We start from the raw sequence: 17,483 nt of genomic DNA, 5'->3' as shown, positions 1-17,483 counted from the left end.
AATAATTAAAGCTTTTGCTGAAATTATTTTACTGCCATGTGAACTAATAAAGGAGGGCCAAAATGTATCATTATCTCAAAAAACATGCATTTGCAGTTATAACATCTTGTCTATTACTTTTAGTAAATTCTGTATTGCAAGTTTTGGCTGCTACCAAAATGGCCGTACTGGCAAATTATTTAATTGCCAGCAAAATTAGGCCTTTTGTGAGCATGTTGGTAGTGATCTTTTTACTTTGGTTTCTCACGTTTCTTATTTCTTTTCTGGAAAGTTATATTCAAGAAACAGTTATACAAGATATTCTTAGCAATATTCGCAATGACATTGTTACTAGTCTAATTAAACTTTCTCAAAATGAATTTAAACAAAATCCAGTGGATTATTATGAGTCTTACCTGCAAAATGATGTCAATTTAATTCAAAAAGAAGGTCTGAATACCTTTTTTCTAATAGTACGTTTTAGTGGTAATGAAATTTTTGCGTTAATAGCTTTATACCTTTATAGCAATATTCTATTTCTTGCAGCTATTTTATTAGTTTTAGTGATTATATTAGTCCCGCGTTTCTGCAAAAGATTTCTGACAGCAGGGGTTACTAAAATTTCTCAGGCTAACGAAAATTTTTTAAAATTTACTAGTAGCGGTTTACACGGCTATGATACTCTATACGCTTTTAACGCTTTGGGTGAAATCAAGAAGTTAGTCGCGACGGGATCACAAAGTTTAAAGAAGGCAAATGTACATAACACTGTCAGACGTTCCGCTGTGGATATTATTACAGGTGTAATCAATATTGGTAGTCAACTTCTTATTCTAGGTATTACAGGACTTCTTCATTTTCAAGGAAAAATTAGTGCAGGTGCTATTTTGTCCACTGCTGAATTAGCTACTAAGGTTTTTGACTCTGCCGGAATTATTAATCGTTACTTTGCACAATTGCTTTCTACTTCCAGTATTTTTGCTAAATTTAATGAGCTGAAAGGACAAGAGAAAAGTGAAAATGACAATTTTGTTAAAACTAATTTTTCAATGGAGTTTCAGTCACTGGAATTTAAAAATGTCACCTTTTCATATCCTAATGCAAAAGAAAAAATTCTGCATAACTTTTCTTATGTCTTTAAAAAAGGTAATTTTTATAAATTAAATGGGATTTCTGGCCGGGGTAAATCCACGTTACTTAAATTGGCAACGGGTCAACTTACTCCTACTAAAGGCGAAATTTTACTGAATGGGATCAATATTACTGTTATACCCCGTAACGTAATAAACTCAATAATTATCTATCTGCCCCAGACAGTGACAGTGTTTCCTCGCAGTATTAATTATAATATCTTGCTGGGACGAAACTATAATAAAGCAAGTCTAGATAGGGTAAAACAAGATTTTGAAGTTAATGAAAATTGGCATTATAATTCCTTATCTGGCGGTCAAACTCAACGTATTGCGTTAGCTAGACTAATCGATACTAAGGGTAAATTAATTTTACTGGATGAGAGCTTTTCCAGTATTGACTTGAAAACAGCACAAAATTTATTGCAAAAATTATTAAATAGGGTGGAAAGCGTAATTGTTGTTTCACATCGAAGTGCAGAAGTTGCTAACTTTTCCTTCAAAAATTTGCTATTAAAATAATATTTTGTAAACTAGCCTAAAAAAAGCGTTACTAGCAGTTTAGCTAAGCTATCATGCAAGTAGCGCCTTTTTAATTAAAATTAACATTATATTTACGACCAACGGGTGGAAAAGTTGGCAGTCGTAGCGGAGTAGTGTGCCACTGAGTAAAAAGCGTGGCGCATAATAATATAAAGGGTACGTCTTCAGGACGATCAATATCGCAAATTAAAACGACACCCTCATTGCGAATAACAGTCTTAACAGTAGCAACTTTTTTTAGCCCAAAAAGAAATTTATAACTTCCTTTTTTTATACTGCCAGTAACTATGTAGTTTAAGCGAGTAACATAGAAAAGGTTAGCTACCTTATTGTTTAACCGTTTAACTTTGACCAAAGAATGATTAACCACATCAATGGTGTAAGAAGAGATAATGCCATTACCATCAGTGTACAGCCGTCCTATTTCTTTGCCGGTAAACCTTTTTAAGTACAGGGTATGATTAGGATTATCTAAATTACCTTGAATAATATATTCAATTTGGTCTTCTTCATTTGCGACAGGTATTTGACCATATTCCTGTTTCTGAGTTAATTCCAATAAGTAGCGCATTTAAGCACCTCTATTCTTTTGCGTTATTTTTAATAAATTTCCTTAAAATATAAGCAACTCCATTATCATTGTTTGATTTAGTCCGGACTTGTGCTAATTTCTTAATAGCGGGTACTGCATTTGCCATAGCTACTCCTACGCCGGCATCCCTAATCATACTGGCATCATTGAGATTATCCCCAATTGCGGCTACTTCCTCTCTTTTAATACCCTTTTTTCTGGCATAATCTAAAAGGGCAGGGCCTTTCTGTGCTTTAATATCATTAATCTCAATGTTAGCTGCAGAGCTTGATGTCACAACAACACCGTCTACACCCTTGATTTCTTTTTTAACTTTGGTAAAAGCAGCAGGTCCGTGTGCATCAAAGGCAATTATTTTCATAATTTCGGTTTTAGGGTTAGTTAACAATTTGTCAAAGTTTTTTTCCAAGGTCATGCTAAACATAGCATTACTACCAGCCGCTGTTGCAACTGCTTTTTTAAAAGTTACTCCTGGATTCAGGGTCATTAATGCACGAGCCAAGTTAACCACACGTTTACTGATATCACTTGAATATATTTGTTCAGCGGTAACCAATTCAAAATAAATATTGTTTTGTTCAAGAATGTTTGCGATTATACGTGCCTTCTCATTAGTTAATTTATGCTTAATCTGCAAATCATCATTCGCGTCATATACTAATGCACCATTGATATTAATAAAACCCGTTTTTAAGCCATAATCTCTAATAGTTTTCCGTGATTGCCGTGGTGCACGCCCCGTAGCTACTAAAAATTCAATTCCATTTCTTTGTGCTGCACGAATTGCAGACACGTTTTCGTCTGAAATTCTTATATCGCTGTTAAACAGGGTTCCGTCTAAATCACAAGCTACTAATTTAATCACAGATAATTAACTCCTCCTAGTTACAGATCATTTCTTTATCTACCATATTACCATATATGAAGAAATTATTACTTTTTAATTTTAGATGATAAAAAGAGCTAAAATGTATTAAATTTCACCACATCGATAATTAATTTCATGATACCATAAAAGTTAGTGAAAGAGAGGCCTGTTGAAGTAATGAAAAAGTTTATTGGTAACGACTGGGATGAAATATTGGCTCCCATTTTTGCAAGCAAAGAATATCAGCAATTACATGAATTTTTAAAAACAGAATATGCTACAAAGAAAATTTATCCTGATATGTATCATATTTTTACTGCTTTCAAACTAACCTCGTTTGCAAATACAAAAGTTGTGATTTTAGGACAAGATCCATATCACAATCCTGGTCAGGCAACTGGAATGAGTTTTGCGGTTAATCCGGGAGTGAAATTGCCTCCTTCCCTTCAAAATATTTATAAAGAATTATATGATGATGTTGGTTGCCGTCCAGTTAATCACGGTTACTTAAAAAAATGGGCAGATCAGGGAGTATTATTGTTAAATGCTGTTTTGACAGTTCCTTATGGTCATGCTAATGGTCATCAGGGAAAGGGTTGGGAAGCTGTGACCGATGCCGCAATTAAAGCTTTGAGCGATCGTGGTAAAGTAGTCTTTATTTTGTGGGGGCGCTTTGCTCAAAACAAAATCGTTTTAATTGACCAAGACAAAAATTTTGTGATTAAATCAGCTCATCCAAGTCCATATTCAGCTGATAGGGGATTCTTTGGTTCAAGACCGTTTTCGCGTTGCAATGAAGCGCTGAAAAATTTCGAAGAAACCCCAATTGATTGGCAATTACCGGCAAAGGTTACGCAAGCAGATTTAGCATAGGTAGGAGATAAATGAGCGTTTTTGATCTATTAAAAAATAAGGTGCAAAATTCGAAAAAAGTATATCAAATAGTTTTTCCGGAGGGAAACGACTTACGTATTTTAAAAGCAACCAGTCAGTTATCCCTGGCAAATATTATTAAACCTATTTTATTAGGTAATGCCGGAGTAATAACTAATACAATCCGCAAAAACAATTTAGCTTTTAACGAATTAGCAATAGTTGATCCGATTCACTATAAAAGCAAAAAGGCGATGGTCCAGAGCTTTGTAAAGGCACGTAGAAAAAATGTCCCGCAGGCTGATATTGCTGAAATATTAAATGAGCCCAATTATTTTGGTACTATGTTGGTGGAAATGGGTCTGGCCGATGGCATGGTATCTGGAGCAACTCATTCAACCGCTGAAACGGTTAGACCTGCTCTACAATTGATTCATACAACTGAAGGGATGAAACGCGTTTCTGGGAGTTTCATTATGGAACGCCAAGATGAGAAATATATTTTTGCAGACTGTGCTATCAATTTAGAGCCAGATAGTGAAACATTGGCGGAAATTGCCTACCAATCAGTTCAAACCGCCAAAATGATTGATATAAATCCTAAAGTTGCATTTTTGAGTTTTTCAACTAAAGGCTCAGCTAAAGGCGATATGGTTACCAAAGTTAAGAAAGCCGCTGCGCTTTTTCATAAAGAACATCCTGAAATTTCAGCAGATGGTGAACTGCAATTCGATGCCGCTTTTGTGCCGGCTGTGGCGGCTAAAAAGGCTCCTGATTCCGCAATAAAGGGCCAAGCAAATATCTTCATATTTCCTGAACTGCAATCTGGTAATATTTCCTATAAAATTGCTCAGCGTTTGGGCAATTTTGCAGCTATTGGTCCTATTTTGCAGGGATTACAGAAACCTGTTAACGACCTGTCACGCGGTGCCAGTACACAGGACGTTTATAATATCGCAATTTTAACTGCTGCGCAGGCGTTATTAAGGGATGAAAACAATGAAGCTTAGTATTGATTCTGCTCAGAAAATGCAGGAGCTTGGTGCAGCCATTGCTCAGACTGCCCAGGCACATGACTTATTATTGCTAAATGGCGATCTCGGAGCTGGTAAAACGACTTTAACTCAAGGAATTGGCAGGGCTCTAGGAATTAAACGCCCAGTAAAAAGTCCCACTTTTACTATTGTGAGGGAATATCCTGAAGCCAAGCTGCCATTATTTCATATGGATTTTTATCGCTTAGAAAATGATGATTTATCTTCCATCGATTTGACTAACTATTTGTCTGAACCGGGAATAGTGGTAATTGAATGGCCAGACGTAATTCAAAAAGAACTTCCTGAGCAATTTTTACAACTGACCATTAAAAGAGTAGATGATAGCTGGTCTTCAACTAAACGAGTAGTTGAATTTAAGGCAAAGGGTGAAAGATATAAACAATGGGTCAAAAATATTTTGCGGCTTCTAACTTAAAAAGTAGGGTTTTTAAACCCTGCTTTTTTGCTTATATTTGGTAGACCAAACCTTTAAGAGCTTCGTCTCCATACTTTTCATTTTGCGCTATCAAAATACCTGCACAGGCTTCACTATCGCTAAGAGCATTATGATGGTGCCATAATTCCACATTAAGAGCTTTAGAAACTGTATCCAGTTTGTGATTAGGTAGCTTGGGTTCAAATAATTTGCTGGTCTGCAAGGTATCGATGACGAAATAATGCGGTTCAGGAATATCATAGCGAGCTAAGCTTTGACGCATTACATTAGTATCGAACCGAGCATTGTGCGCTGTAACCAACATCCCAGGCTGATAAAGTGCCTTAATTTTAGGCCAGACTTCAGCCATAGTCGGGGCATCCTTAACGTCTTCTGCAGTGATATCGTGGATTTGAATATTGCGTGCATCAAAAGGCATTTGCGGATTAATTACCGTATAAAAGCGATCTACAATTTGGTTGTTGCGAACCATTACCAAGGCCAAAGAGCAGGCACTTTCAGGATGTCTGTTGGCCGTTTCGAAATCCATCGCAATAAAATTCATGTTATCTCCTTTAAATTTTAATTTTAGTATAACATATGATGAAGCTCTTAACTGAATGAGGTAAAATAGAAAAAGATTAGATAAAAGGGGATTTTGGTTTTGAAGTTATCAGATTTAACCAAAAAAGGTTTAGAAATAAAAAAACAGGTTCCACTTAGTAAATACACATTTACGAAAACAGGAGGTCCAGCTGAATTACTTGCTTTTCCTCACAGTGAAAGTGAATTAAGAGATTTAGTAATTACTGCTTATGATAACCAGATTCCCTTAACTGTAATAGGCAATGCTTCTAACTTAATAATACGTGATGGTGGTATTTCAGGTCTGGTTTTAATATTAACCGCGATGAACCAAATTAAGGTTGAAGGTAATCAAGTTGTTGCTCAAGCAGGAGCCACTATTGTGGATACGGCTTTTACAGCTGCACATCATGGCCTAAGTGGGTTAGAATTCGCAGCTGGGATACCAGGAAGTGTTGGTGGTGCAGTTTTCATGAACGCTGGTGCTTATGGAGGTGAAACTAGTAACGTTATTCAAAGTGTCAAGGTGATGACGCGGAAGGGAAAAATAAAGCAATATTCTTTGTCTGAAATGAATTTTTCTTATAGACATTCATTAGTCCAGGATAATGGTGATATCGTTATAGAGGCTGTTTTTGCATTAAAAAGATCTGCCAAAAGTCGTATTTTAGCAGAAATGAATTATCTTAATGCTTTGCGTAAATATAAACAGCCGCTTGAATACCCCTCATGTGGCAGTGTTTTTAAACGACCGGCCGGTCACTATGTTGGTCCAATGATTATTAAGGCAGGATTACAAGGTAAGCAAATTGGTGGCGCTCAAGATTCCACCAAGCACGCCGGATTTATTGTAAATAAGGGTAATGCTACTGCGACTGATTACCTCAATTTAATTCATCTGATACAGGCAAAAATTAAGTCTCAATTTGGTTTGGATTTGCAAACTGAAGTTAGAATAATTGGCGAACCTGATGAATAAACTGCTACAATTATTATGTTCACACATTAGAGAAAGGAGTATTTATGCAAACTAGCGGAGCACATATTTTTACTTGGGGCAACTTATCTACGATTCTTGATGTCCTGATTATCTGGTTTGTAGTTTATCACTTAGTTATTTTAATCAGGGGAACTAAGGCTGTCCAACTAGCCAAGGGAATTGTGCTGATTTTTATCGTGCGTATTATTGCAGGGATACTGCAACTACATACCACGACTTGGCTGATTGACCAAATTGTTTCTTGGTCTGTAGTTGGAATTATTGTGATTTTTCAACCAGAAATTAGACGTGGTCTCGAACATTTAGGACGCCTGCCAATTTTTGGCGGTCGCGAGGACAGTGCTCGAAGCGAATCAATTAAGTTTATTAATGAAATTGACAAAGCTATTCAATATATGTCAAAAAGAAGAATTGGGGCACTCATTACTATCCAGCAAGAAACTGGCCTGGAAGATTATATTGAAACTGGGATCAAGCTTAACGCCGATGTTACAGGAGAATTATTAATTAACATTTTTATTCCTAATACTCCATTACACGATGGTGCCGTGATTATTAACAAGGATCACAAAATTGCAGTGGCAGCAGCTTATTTACCACTTTCAGATAATAGTATGATTCCTAAAAGATTGGGAACCCGTCACCGGGCTGCTGTAGGTATTTCCGAAGTGACAGATGCAATTACCGTCGTTGTCTCCGAGGAAACAGGTGGGGTAACAATTACCCGTAACGGTCGCTTTATGGTCGATATGACTCGGGATGAATATCTAAAATATCTTACTGCTGAATTGGTACCAAAGAAAAATGATAATGATAAATGGTATCAAAAAATTATCCGTAAAATATGGAAATGGGGTGCTGACCGATGAAAGAGTTTTGGAAAAAATCTTGGTTTATCAGGCTGGTTTCCCTTTTAATTGCAGTTTTATTAGTTATTTATGTCAATTCCACCCAAGAAGGATTTTTATCTCAGGGACAAACTGAAAAGACAAAGCAAACTGCTAATAAGACTGAAACTATCAAAGTACCTTTGCAGGTTTCAGTTGATACGGATAAGTATTACGTTGTAGGCTATCCCGAAAGAGTTAGTGTTACTTTGGAAGGGTCTACGGCACTTGTTACTTCTACGATCAATACCCAAAATTTTAGAGCTTACATTGACTTGACGAAAAAAAGCATTGGTAAACATAATGTCAAAATTCATATTAATGGCATTAATAAGCAAATTTCTTATTCAGTCAAGCCGCGAAATATTACTGTTGACATTCAGCGACGTAAGTCAACTACAATGCCTGTACAAATAGAGTATAATAAGGGTGCTGTAGCCCCTGGTTATCAGAGAGGTCATTCAAGTGTTTATCCACAACAGGTGGAGGTAACTGGGGCTCGCTCAGAAGTTGATCAAATCGATCAGATTGTTGCCAGGGTGGTTTTACCTAATGGTATTGATCACACTTATGAGCGCCAGGTAAACCTGATTGCAGTAGATAATAAGGGCAGACAGTTGAATGTAATAATTGATCCTGCAACTGCTAAAGTAACAATACCTATTACAACGGCAAAAAAAGTAGTAAAAGTTCAGCTTGAGCCTGAACATGAAAAAACAAGTAAAATTTACTCATTGACTGCTAAAACTAAATATGTAACTTTATATGGCAATGAAGATGCTCTGGCGAAAGTTAAGCGCTTGAAAGTTCCCATTGATTTAGGTTCTGTTAATGTTTCTGCTACCAAAACTATTACTTTCAATTTACCTGACGGTGTAGTTAAATCGAATCCAAGGCAAATCAATGTTGATATAAAGGTAGAAAATACAAAAGACACACAAAATGTTGATAAATAAGAAAGAAAGGTTGTTTAGTAATGTTAAAATATTTTGGCACTGATGGTGTTCGTGGGGTGGCTAATCAAGATTTATCTTCTGAATTGGCATTTAAACTAGGGCGAGACGGTGGTTACGTCTTAACTAAAAACAAGTCTAAAGAAGAACAGGCCAAAGTTTTGGTTTCTCGTGATACCAGGATTTCTGGCCAGATGTTGGAATATGCCTTAATATCGGGACTTCTTTCTGTTGGAATTGAGGTCTTGGAGGTAGGTGTAATTACTACACCGGGATTATCGTATCTAGTTCGTGCTCAAGGCGCTGATGCAGGTGTTCAAATCTCTGCTTCCCATAATCCTGTGGAAGACAATGGTATTAAGTTCTTTGGCAGCGATGGTTTGAAATTGTCGGACGAAATGGAAGGCGAAATTGAAAAATTGATTGATGCTCCTGAAGATAGTTTACCTCGACCTTCTGCCAAAGGATTGGGTTCTGTTACCGATTTTCATGAAGGTAGTGCCAAATATTTACAGTTTATTGAAAATACTATTCCCGAAGACCTTAGTGGCATTAAGGTTGTGATTGATGGTGCTAATGGTGCCGCCAGCAGCCTAATTTCACGGTTATTTGCTGATTGTGGTGTTGACTTCACTACTATTGCTATTCATCCCGATGGCCTTAACATTAATGATCACGTTGGAGCCACTCATACTGAAAAACTGCAGGAAGAAGTAGTGAAACAGGGCGCACAACTTGGTCTTGCATTTGACGGTGATGCTGATCGTTGTATCGCTGTCGATGAAAATGGTCACGAGGTTGATGGTGACCACATTATGTATATACTCGGCAGCTATATGGAAGATGGTGGTCGTTTGAAAAAAGATACAATCGTTACCACTGTAATGAGTAATCTGGGATTTACTAAAGCTTTGCAAAGGCGTGGCATTAAAAATGTCCGGACTCAGGTAGGCGACCGCTATGTTTCAGAAGAAATGCGTGCGCATGGCTATAATTTAGGTGGAGAACAATCGGGTCACGTGATTATGAGTGATTATCATAATACCGGTGACGGAATGCTAACAGGTTTACATTTGATGTTAGTGATGAAAAGAACTGGCAAAACTCTAACTGAGTTACTAACTGATTTTAAAGAATATCCACAGTGTCTGGTAAATGTTCCGGTAAAAGATAAGAATTCCTGGAAAGAACATCAACCTATTTTAGATATAATAAAAGAGGTTGAAAACGATATGGGTGACGATGGTAGAGTATTAGTGCGACCTTCCGGAACACAGTCACTTTTGCGTGTAATGGCTGAAGGACCAACCCAAGAGGAAACTGATGCCTATGTGAAGAGAATAACTGATGTAGTTGAAAAGGAAATGGGCGTGTAAGTAAAATAAACCCATTGCATTTTTGAGTTAAAAAGCAGGTAAATAATAATAAGACCCCAAAATTGACTTCAATTTTGGGGTCTTATTATACAAACTTTACTCAAAAATATTTGTATTATTCTTTTACGACTTTTTCTGTGTTGGCTGACGTGACATCAGCTGCTGTATTCACTGGCTTTAAATGTTTACCAAAAATATATTTAGCAGTAGAAACTTTTACAAAGTTACAGTTTAACACTGATGAAGGTGAATCTAAAACTTCATAAAACAGCTCTGCTTTTTTATCTTCTGGAACCCATATATATCTTAAACTTGTAACCGAAACCGTATCACCAGGTCTAAATCTTGATTCGTCTCCCAATTCTCCTTTTGTATTATAAAGATATGCGTCATTCACAAATTTTACAGTCATAATATTGGTATACGGTATTAGACTTTGACGAGGCGGTGTTTTAAGGTCGTCTCTTAAAACAAACAAGTTTTTATTGTTTTTTATGCGGTATACTTCTAGAACTACACCATTATCAAGCATATCAATTTTATTCGTACCCGCTAACTCTTCTCTATTACTAAAACGATCAACTACCAGTTTCGTTCCTTTTTTAACATATTTATCGGTAAATTCACCTTTATTATTAACAAGTCTGGCTTTTGTAAAATCTTTATCAGAAGAAAACGGCCAGGAAGCTATTGTAACAGTAACATAATTAGTAACTAGTCTATTTCCATTGATACTGTCAACATTCACAGCTTTAATATACCCACCATGACCGATATTGTAGTATTGCTTCCCCTTAATTGTCTTATATGGTAGATAATACCAGTTCATATCTTCGTCACTAAACGAATAACGCTTAGTATTTGGATCAGATAAGGCTTTAATTTTGCCAACGTATCTTACTAAAGCACCCTTTTTTAGCAGCCCATTCGTTTTAAGATAAGAATATTTTTTCTTACCCTTTTTGTTATAAACACGAGTCTTATGATTTAAGGTTAGCTTGCCTTGCTCAGAATTTACATTTGACGTAGTAGTTTGAGCTTGATCAATATTAGTCGTAGTAGCTGCTATTGATGCTATTGTCAATATTCCAGCTACTAAGCTAATAAACAATTTTTTGTTAATTTTCATTGTAATTACCCCTTTTATCCTTAAATTCTAATAGCTAGCTATTAAATTGTCTATTAAGAATGATAACTTTACGTAAAACAAAAAAGATAGCAAGAAGCCCGCTTTTTTTTGAATAATACTTAAATATCACTTTTGCATTTTACACAACAGCTTAAGCATATGCTTATTTAAATGTATAACTGTTTAACTGGCCTCCATTTAAGATTTTCATCACTTATTTGGGCAAACTTTTGTGTTAGTAATAGTAATTTTACATTATTGTATAGACCAATTTTTAAAATATTGCTTGACCAATTTATTAAAAAAGGCTAATATTCCATACGTAAGTTGAATTAACTAATTAATCCAAATTAATTATTTTTACTAGACCAAAGGAGAAGAATATGTGTGGAATTGTTGGCATAGTTGGAAAGTCTGCTAGAGAAATTGTTTTAAATGGATTATCTAAGCTTGAGTATCGCGGATATGATTCTGCAGGAATTTACCTCAATGATTTGGCAGGAAAAGAATATTTAACTAAAACTGCTGGTCGTATTGAGGACTTGAAGAACAAAATGACTCCAGAAGAGCAGGGTATGATTGGAATTGGTCATACTCGTTGGGCAACACATGGTAAGCCCACTGAAACTAATGCTCATCCCCAATTTGATGAAACTGAACGCTTTTATCTGGTTCATAATGGCGTAATTGAAAATTACCAAGAAATAAAAAAGCAATACTTAAATGATGTTACCTTTAAGTCTGACACTGATACCGAGGTAATAGTTCAATTAGTTAGTAAATTTGCTCGTGAAAAAAATGAAGATGCATTTACGGCTCTAAAACAGACTCTACAAGTGATTAAGGGATCATATGCTCTTTTATTAGTTGACAATCAAAATCCAGATCATATTTTTATTGCTAAAAATAAATCTCCTTTGATGCTGGGACTGGGTAATGGCTTTAATGTTATCGCATCTGATGCCTTATCAGTATTGGATCAAACCAAAACTTTCGTTGATCTACAAGATGGTGAAGTCGGAGACATTACGCAAGATGGGTATCGGCTTGAAACTGTTGCTGGTCAAAAGGTTGATCATCAGCACTATGAGTTAAATATTGATGAAAATGCTGCTTCTAAGGGTACTTATGAATTTTACATGCTTAAAGAAATTTGTGAACAGCCGAGTGTTTTACGGCACTTAGATCAACATTATCTTGATCAAAATGGTGACCCTAAAGTAGATGCTAAAATTATTAATGCTCTATCTCAGACAGATAGACTGTATATCTTTGCTGCTGGTACCAGTTATCATGCGGGCTTAATTGGTAAACAACTTTTTGAAAAGCTGACTAAGATTCCAACTGAAGTAGGATTTGCATCTGAAGCAGGTTACCATTTTCCAATGATGTCAAAACACCCATTCTTTATTTTCTTATCGCAATCAGGTGAAACGGCTGATTCACGCGTTGTCTTGCAACAAGCGATTAGACGTGGTATTCCTAGTCTAACTTTGACGAATGTTCCCAATTCTACTTTAGCGCGCGAAGCTAATTATGCCATGTCACTTGAAGCTGGGCCCGAAATTGCTGTAGCTTCAACTAAAGCTTATACTGCCCAAGTTGCCGTTCAAGCTATAGTTGCCAAGGCATTAGGAGAAAAATTAGGTGTTAAAGATGCTGCAGCTTTTGATTTGAAAAAGAATTTCGCTTTAGCTGCAGAAGGAATTGAACAAGTGATTTCCAGTCAAGCCAAAATAGAGCAACTAGCACAAAAAAATTTAATACCTAGTCGCAATGCATTTTATATTGGCAGGGGTATTGATTATCCGGTCGCTTTGGAAGCTGCCCTTAAACTTAAAGAAGTGTCATATATTCAAACAGAAGGTTTTGCAGCAGCGGAATTAAAGCATGGCACAATTTCATTGATTGAAAAAGGCACACCTGTAATCGCTTTGATTAATGACCCTGTTACGGCAGATTTGATGCGGGGAAACATTCAGGAGGTAATTGCACGTGGAGCAACTGTTATTACTATTGCGCGTAAATCATTAGCTAAACCTAACGATGATATTGTTTTACCTGAAGTTAATTATTATCTTTCGCCACTTGTTAGTGTAGTAGCAGCACAATTATTTGCATATTTTGCGGCTAAAGATAAAGGACTAGATGTTGATAAGCCGCGTAATTTGGCGAAAAGCGTTACTGTAGAATAAACTTTTTGAGTTTCTGTTTTGTTTTAAAAGAGAATATTTTTTGAAAAAGTCGTAAGTAATTACGACTTTTTGTATAATAAAGAAGATAGTGAAAAAGTGTAGGAGGATATTATTTTGGCAATAAAATTGATTGCGGTTGATTTAGATGGTACTTTACTTACCACCTCTAAACAGATTTCACCGGAAACTGAAAGGGTACTGAAACAAGCTGACAGTCAGGGCATTAAGGTGGTTTTAGCCACAGGTCGACCATTGTCTGGTACAATTGAATTTAATAAACAATTAGGTTTACAAGGCGCAAGACAATATGACATTGTTTTCAATGGTGCAGTAATTCAGGATCTGGCGGGAAATATTTTAATGAATGAAGAAATGAACTACCGTGATTTCTCTAATATGCGTCGCTTGCAAAGATTAGCCCATATCAACCTTCATTTTGAAACTCCTGAGTGTTACTGGACATGTGATCGTGATATAGGAGTAAATTTAGCTAGAAATGCTATCTATAATAAAAATGTGATTAAAGTGAGGAAAGCAGAAGAAATACCACAAGATTTTACTTTTAATAAAGTGGGGCTTAGTGTTCTTGATGATGAACGTGAAGTTGATAAATTGTGGAATAATATCCCTCAATGGGCCTTTGCCAAGTATGATATTGTCCGCAGCTTTTCTTCTATTGTTGAAATTAACATTAAAGATGCTTCTAAGGGTAATGCAGTCCAGCAATTAGCCGAGAGACTGAAAATTAAGTCAAGTCAAGTTATGGTTTTTGGCGATCAGGGCAACGATATTTCGATGTTTACTAATCCTGATTTCAAAAAAGTAGCCATGGGTAATGCTGTGGGAATGATCAAAGACAATGCAGATTATGTGACTGCAGATAATGACAATGATGGAATTGCCAAAGCACTAAAAAAGTTTGTTCTGTAGTAAAATAAAACTAGGTTGATTATTATGGTAGAAAAAAATAAAGAACATAATATTTCCGAAGCTGAGTGGGAAGTTATGAGAATAGTGTGGACTTTAGGAGAAATTCACACTGGTGATGTGATTCAGCAACTGCAAGCAAAAAAGGATTGGTCTGAGTCAACTATTAAAACTCTGATGGGTCGCTTAGTCAAAAAGGGTCTGCTAAAAACCCGTAAGGACGGTCGCCGTTTTGTATACTCCGCTACTGTTACGCAGATAGAGATGATGATTCAAGTCACTAATGAAATGATGTGCCACATGTGTGATATGCATAAAGGTAAGGTAATGATAGCAATTCTGAAGGATATGCCTCTTTCTCAAGGTGATATTACCCAGATTGAAAAAGAACTTGCTCTAAAAAAGGAGCATGCTCCTGAAATGGTTAATTGTAACTGTCTGGCTTCGGGTCAACATGTCTGTTAGATTAAACAGTTAATATTTTTTAGGAGGTTAATTAAATGAGAAAATTCGCTAGTATTTTGTTACGGCTAATTTTTGTTGCAGCGGTTGGTGTTTCCGGTTTTCTAATGATAGAGTCCCCGATAACAGTGAATGTGCAAAATGTTCGTGGTCTGGCTCAAACAGTGATCAAAAAGAGTGTTAACAATACAGGTGATTCAAGACTAAAGAGTACATTGAAATTGGCTAAGGACTTTGGTGTTGAAGACAAAATTCTCGAACAATTACCTAAAAAATATCATCATGATATGTCTTATACCAGTTTGTACAATTTAGGTGCAAGTTACCAGGAAAATGGTGAAGTGACGGCTAAAAGTTTATCTTTTCCAGAGAATAATGATGTGCAAAAAGCAGTTAGCAAATTGTTACTAAACAAAATTAACGACGGTTTGAAAGAAAACCAGAATCAGGTTAATCAAAGTATCACTATTTTCCATTATTGCTTTTTTGCCGCAATACTAATTTTTATCCTATCCGCTTTGTTAATATTATTTGGTAAATATTGGGCTGCAATTATTTTGTTAATTGCATCTGTGGGATCCTTTGGAGCATTACAATTCTTAGCTAACCAATTAGTACAATGGCTGGAAAGTAATGTTGCTCAAGGAATTTCGTTAACTGTTTCTCCAGTGCTGTGGGCAGGATTGGCAGTAGGTGTGATAACAGCATTGATTTGGCCATTAGTTTTAAAGCTAACAAAAAAAGAATAAAATATTAATTTTAAAATTAAGCATTACCTAAAAAATTAGGTTAATGCTTATTTATTTTAACGTAACGTAAATACTTATTAAATGTGTGCTAAAATTAATAGTGATTCAAATGTATAAATAAAGGACAAATTAATGTACTACTTTTTAAACAATAGATTAGACGCAAATAGTTCAGGTATAGAGCACGCAGAAGTAAAAAGATTAAAGTTATTTAAACGTAATCATGTTAAAGCAAAGATTGTTATGTCGGAGTTTAATCGCTTTGCACATCGTAATTTACCTTTGTATGGCATGACTGATGATGATTATGTCAATATGTTTGACTTCTTTGCCGGTACGGTAAAGTTTGCTAGTCACGTTGTCACGATAAAAGATTTACCGATACCAAACTTTAATAAGGTGAAAAAAATCAATAATGGTTATGAAGTGTACGAAGATAATCGTAAAACCATGACTATTAATATGTTGCCTAATGGTAGTGTGGACACGATTAAATATTATAACGGAGATGTCAACTGCATTAAGCAGGACTTTTATGATACTCGTGGGTTTAAAAGCCTAACACAAATTTATGATACAGTGGATGGACATTTAGTCTGTGAATTGTTTTTCCGTCCCGACAATACCATATATTACGAGATTTCATATGAAAAAAGACCGAATTCATATCCAGCAACTAACATTCAATTGACTGATATTCAAGGTGTTGTACACTCACTTATGAATAGTGGTCAAGCCTTTACTATTATGCTTGATGAATTAAACCAGCAGGATGGGGATGAAAGGTCAACCTTTATCTCTGATCGCAGTAATATTACCAACGTGCCAATGATTAATATGAAAACGCCTGCCAGAAAAATCGAACATTTTCATAATATTCACTTCAGAGACTACTGGGATCCTACTTCACCTCTTACTTACAACTCAATTTCTAATAACGAATTACTCAGTAAAACCGACTTAGTAGTCACTCCTGGAAAACATCAAGCGGATGACATGCGTGAAAGACTAAGAACGCAAGTGCCGATAGTAGCTATACCTGTGGGAATAGTACCAGATGAGCAGTTACATGCAGAGCATATCCCAATGAGTGAGCGTATAAAAGGGAAAATAATAATTGTAGCTCGTTTATTCCATGAAAAACGAATTGATGACGCGATCAAAGCCTTTAATCAAGCTTATCAAAATAATGATACGCTTACTCTAGATATTTATGGTTATGGCAATGGCGCGGATAATTTCAAAGAAGAAAACATGCTAAAGAAGCTGGTGCGAGATCTCAAGTTGGAAAATGTAGTTCACTTTATGGGTTACACCCAAGATATGGATTATGTCTATGACAATGCTCAACTTTCAATTCTTTCTTCAAGATACGAAGGAGCCCCGCTTTCAATAGTTGAAGCTCAATCACACGGCGTTCCGGTATTTGCATATGATATCAATTATGGTCCAGCAGACTTGATTGCTGATGGTCAGAGCGGTTTTGTCGTGCCAAGTGGTCATATAGATGACTTAGCAGCTAAAATTAGTGAATTCTTTGCTAGTCCAAAATTACGCAGGAAAATGAATGAGGGTGCTTATCAAAATGCTAAGCGCTTTTCCAGTGATAATGTTTGGCGTTACTGGAAAAAATATGTGATTAATACAGATAAATAAATAGCATTTAAAAAGTCACTTTGAAATTCAAGGTGGTTTTTCTTTGCTTTTAATTTATTGCATTTCAAAAAAATGTGAGTTACTATGGTTATTTAGTTAGCTTGCT

Annotated in this window: 17 protein-coding genes; 13 read left to right on the top strand and 4 right to left on the bottom strand. The window is 35.9% G+C overall.

Annotated elements, in window-relative coordinates; all coding sequences use genetic code 11:
* Positions 1 to 62: 62 nt before the first annotated feature.
* Complete coding sequence (locus ACFQ32_RS04285) at positions 63 to 1,631, top strand: ATP-binding cassette domain-containing protein (RefSeq protein WP_046324633.1); 1,569 nt, start codon at positions 63 to 65, stop codon at positions 1,629 to 1,631.
* A 70-nt stretch (positions 1,632 to 1,701) separates the two neighbouring features.
* On the opposite strand, the gene ACFQ32_RS04280 is transcribed toward ACFQ32_RS04285, so the two are convergent.
* Complete coding sequence (locus ACFQ32_RS04280; protein ID WP_046324634.1) at positions 1,702 to 2,223, bottom strand: hypothetical protein; 522 nt, start codon at positions 2,221 to 2,223, stop codon at positions 1,702 to 1,704.
* Positions 2,224 to 2,233: 10 nt separating this feature from the next.
* Positions 2,234 to 3,109 (bottom strand): Cof-type HAD-IIB family hydrolase, encoded by an 876-nt coding sequence (locus tag ACFQ32_RS04275; RefSeq protein WP_046324635.1) that lies wholly within the window; start codon positions 3,107 to 3,109, stop codon positions 2,234 to 2,236.
* A gap of 180 nt (positions 3,110 to 3,289) precedes the next feature.
* Here ACFQ32_RS04275 and ACFQ32_RS04270 point away from each other — a divergent pair, with 180 nt between their 5' ends.
* Genes ACFQ32_RS04270 through tsaE form a run of 3 tightly spaced genes read left to right on the top strand, consistent with a single transcriptional unit; the run spans position 3,290 to position 5,458 of the window.
* A complete protein-coding gene (locus ACFQ32_RS04270) occupies positions 3,290 to 3,985 on the top strand; it encodes a uracil-DNA glycosylase (protein WP_046324636.1) in 696 nt (231 codons plus the stop codon).
* Between the two features lie 11 nt (positions 3,986 to 3,996).
* Positions 3,997 to 4,995: a phosphate acetyltransferase gene (pta, locus tag ACFQ32_RS04265; RefSeq protein ID WP_046324637.1), complete on the top strand. Its 999-nt coding sequence runs from the start codon at positions 3,997 to 3,999 to the stop codon at positions 4,993 to 4,995.
* Positions 4,985 to 5,458, top strand: coding sequence for a tRNA (adenosine(37)-N6)-threonylcarbamoyltransferase complex ATPase subunit type 1 TsaE (tsaE, locus tag ACFQ32_RS04260; protein ID WP_046324638.1), 474 nt, complete (start codon positions 4,985 to 4,987; stop codon positions 5,456 to 5,458). Before pta ends, tsaE begins: the two co-directional genes overlap by 11 nt.
* 31 nt (positions 5,459 to 5,489) lie before the next feature.
* Here tsaE and ACFQ32_RS04255 read toward each other — a convergent pair whose 3' ends face one another.
* On the bottom strand, positions 5,490 to 6,023 hold the full coding sequence (locus tag ACFQ32_RS04255; RefSeq protein ID WP_046324639.1) for a 3'-5' exonuclease: 534 nt from the start codon (positions 6,021 to 6,023) through the stop codon (positions 5,490 to 5,492).
* A 99-nt stretch (positions 6,024 to 6,122) separates the two neighbouring features.
* Here ACFQ32_RS04255 and murB point away from each other — a divergent pair, with 99 nt between their 5' ends.
* Genes murB through glmM form a run of 4 tightly spaced genes read left to right on the top strand, consistent with a single transcriptional unit; the run spans position 6,123 to position 10,259 of the window.
* The gene (gene murB / locus ACFQ32_RS04250; protein ID WP_046324640.1) at positions 6,123 to 7,022 is read left to right on the top strand and encodes a UDP-N-acetylmuramate dehydrogenase; all 900 of its coding nucleotides are present in this window, start codon (positions 6,123 to 6,125) and stop codon (positions 7,020 to 7,022) included.
* 44 nt (positions 7,023 to 7,066) lie between these two features.
* On the top strand, positions 7,067 to 7,912 hold the full coding sequence (gene cdaA, locus ACFQ32_RS04245) for a diadenylate cyclase CdaA (protein WP_046324641.1): 846 nt from the start codon (positions 7,067 to 7,069) through the stop codon (positions 7,910 to 7,912).
* Positions 7,909 to 8,886 carry a CdaR family protein gene (locus ACFQ32_RS04240; protein ID WP_046324642.1) on the top strand — a complete coding sequence of 326 codons (978 nt, stop codon included), beginning with the start codon at positions 7,909 to 7,911 and terminating at the stop codon, positions 8,884 to 8,886. The genes cdaA and ACFQ32_RS04240 overlap by 4 nt, the downstream gene beginning before the upstream one ends.
* Before the next feature lie 20 nt (positions 8,887 to 8,906).
* Positions 8,907 to 10,259 (top strand): phosphoglucosamine mutase, encoded by a 1,353-nt coding sequence (gene glmM, locus ACFQ32_RS04235; protein ID WP_046324643.1) that lies wholly within the window; start codon positions 8,907 to 8,909, stop codon positions 10,257 to 10,259.
* A 115-nt stretch (positions 10,260 to 10,374) separates the two neighbouring features.
* Here glmM and ACFQ32_RS04230 read toward each other — a convergent pair whose 3' ends face one another.
* The gene (locus ACFQ32_RS04230) at positions 10,375 to 11,388 is read right to left on the bottom strand and encodes an SLAP domain-containing protein (RefSeq protein WP_052724635.1); all 1,014 of its coding nucleotides are present in this window, start codon (positions 11,386 to 11,388) and stop codon (positions 10,375 to 10,377) included.
* Positions 11,389 to 11,771: 383 nt separating this feature from the next.
* Between ACFQ32_RS04230 and glmS the strand changes: the two genes are divergently transcribed.
* The 5 genes from glmS (at position 11,772) to ACFQ32_RS04205 (ending at position 17,377) form a co-directional block, all read left to right on the top strand.
* Positions 11,772 to 13,583 (top strand): glutamine--fructose-6-phosphate transaminase (isomerizing), encoded by a 1,812-nt coding sequence (gene glmS, locus ACFQ32_RS04225; RefSeq protein ID WP_046324644.1) that lies wholly within the window; start codon positions 11,772 to 11,774, stop codon positions 13,581 to 13,583.
* A 114-nt stretch (positions 13,584 to 13,697) separates the two neighbouring features.
* Positions 13,698 to 14,513, top strand: coding sequence for a Cof-type HAD-IIB family hydrolase (locus ACFQ32_RS04220; protein WP_046324645.1), 816 nt, complete (start codon positions 13,698 to 13,700; stop codon positions 14,511 to 14,513).
* Positions 14,514 to 14,537: 24 nt separating this feature from the next.
* Entirely contained in the window at positions 14,538 to 14,975 is a 438-nt protein-coding gene (locus tag ACFQ32_RS04215) for a CopY/TcrY family copper transport repressor (protein WP_046324646.1), read from the top strand.
* A 35-nt stretch (positions 14,976 to 15,010) separates the two neighbouring features.
* Complete coding sequence (locus ACFQ32_RS04210) at positions 15,011 to 15,721, top strand: hypothetical protein (protein WP_046324647.1); 711 nt, start codon at positions 15,011 to 15,013, stop codon at positions 15,719 to 15,721.
* 132 nt (positions 15,722 to 15,853) lie between these two features.
* Positions 15,854 to 17,377, top strand: coding sequence for a glycosyltransferase (locus ACFQ32_RS04205; RefSeq protein WP_046324648.1), 1,524 nt, complete (start codon positions 15,854 to 15,856; stop codon positions 17,375 to 17,377).
* The last annotated feature ends 106 nt before the right edge of the window (positions 17,378 to 17,483 follow it).

It is taken from the genome of Lactobacillus melliventris, from assembly GCF_042679465.1.
Lineage (GTDB): Bacteria > Bacillota > Bacilli > Lactobacillales > Lactobacillaceae > Lactobacillus > Lactobacillus melliventris.
This window is presented reverse-complemented; position numbering and strand designations above follow the sequence as displayed.

Bases quoted from the DNA above. Each gene is read 5' to 3' on its own strand.
- tsaE (WP_046324638.1), top strand. From the start codon at position 4,985: ATGAAGCTTAGTATTGATTCTGCTCAGAAAATGCAGGAGCTTGGTGCA.
- ACFQ32_RS04230 (WP_052724635.1), bottom strand. From the start codon at position 11,388: ATGAAAATTAACAAAAAATTGTTTATTAGCTTAGTAGCTGGAATATTG.
- ACFQ32_RS04255 (WP_046324639.1), bottom strand. From the start codon at position 6,023: ATGAATTTTATTGCGATGGATTTCGAAACGGCCAACAGACATCCTGAA.
- ACFQ32_RS04270 (WP_046324636.1), top strand. From the start codon at position 3,290: ATGAAAAAGTTTATTGGTAACGACTGGGATGAAATATTGGCTCCCATT.
- ACFQ32_RS04285 (WP_046324633.1), top strand. From the start codon at position 63: ATGTATCATTATCTCAAAAAACATGCATTTGCAGTTATAACATCTTGT.
- pta (WP_046324637.1), top strand. From the start codon at position 3,997: ATGAGCGTTTTTGATCTATTAAAAAATAAGGTGCAAAATTCGAAAAAA.
- glmS (WP_046324644.1), top strand. From the start codon at position 11,772: ATGTGTGGAATTGTTGGCATAGTTGGAAAGTCTGCTAGAGAAATTGTT.
- ACFQ32_RS04210 (WP_046324647.1), top strand. From the start codon at position 15,011: ATGAGAAAATTCGCTAGTATTTTGTTACGGCTAATTTTTGTTGCAGCG.
- glmM (WP_046324643.1), top strand. From the start codon at position 8,907: ATGTTAAAATATTTTGGCACTGATGGTGTTCGTGGGGTGGCTAATCAA.
- ACFQ32_RS04280 (WP_046324634.1), bottom strand. From the start codon at position 2,223: ATGCGCTACTTATTGGAATTAACTCAGAAACAGGAATATGGTCAAATA.
- ACFQ32_RS04240 (WP_046324642.1), top strand. From the start codon at position 7,909: ATGAAAGAGTTTTGGAAAAAATCTTGGTTTATCAGGCTGGTTTCCCTT.
- ACFQ32_RS04205 (WP_046324648.1), top strand. From the start codon at position 15,854: ATGTACTACTTTTTAAACAATAGATTAGACGCAAATAGTTCAGGTATA.
- ACFQ32_RS04215 (WP_046324646.1), top strand. From the start codon at position 14,538: ATGGTAGAAAAAAATAAAGAACATAATATTTCCGAAGCTGAGTGGGAA.
- cdaA (WP_046324641.1), top strand. From the start codon at position 7,067: ATGCAAACTAGCGGAGCACATATTTTTACTTGGGGCAACTTATCTACG.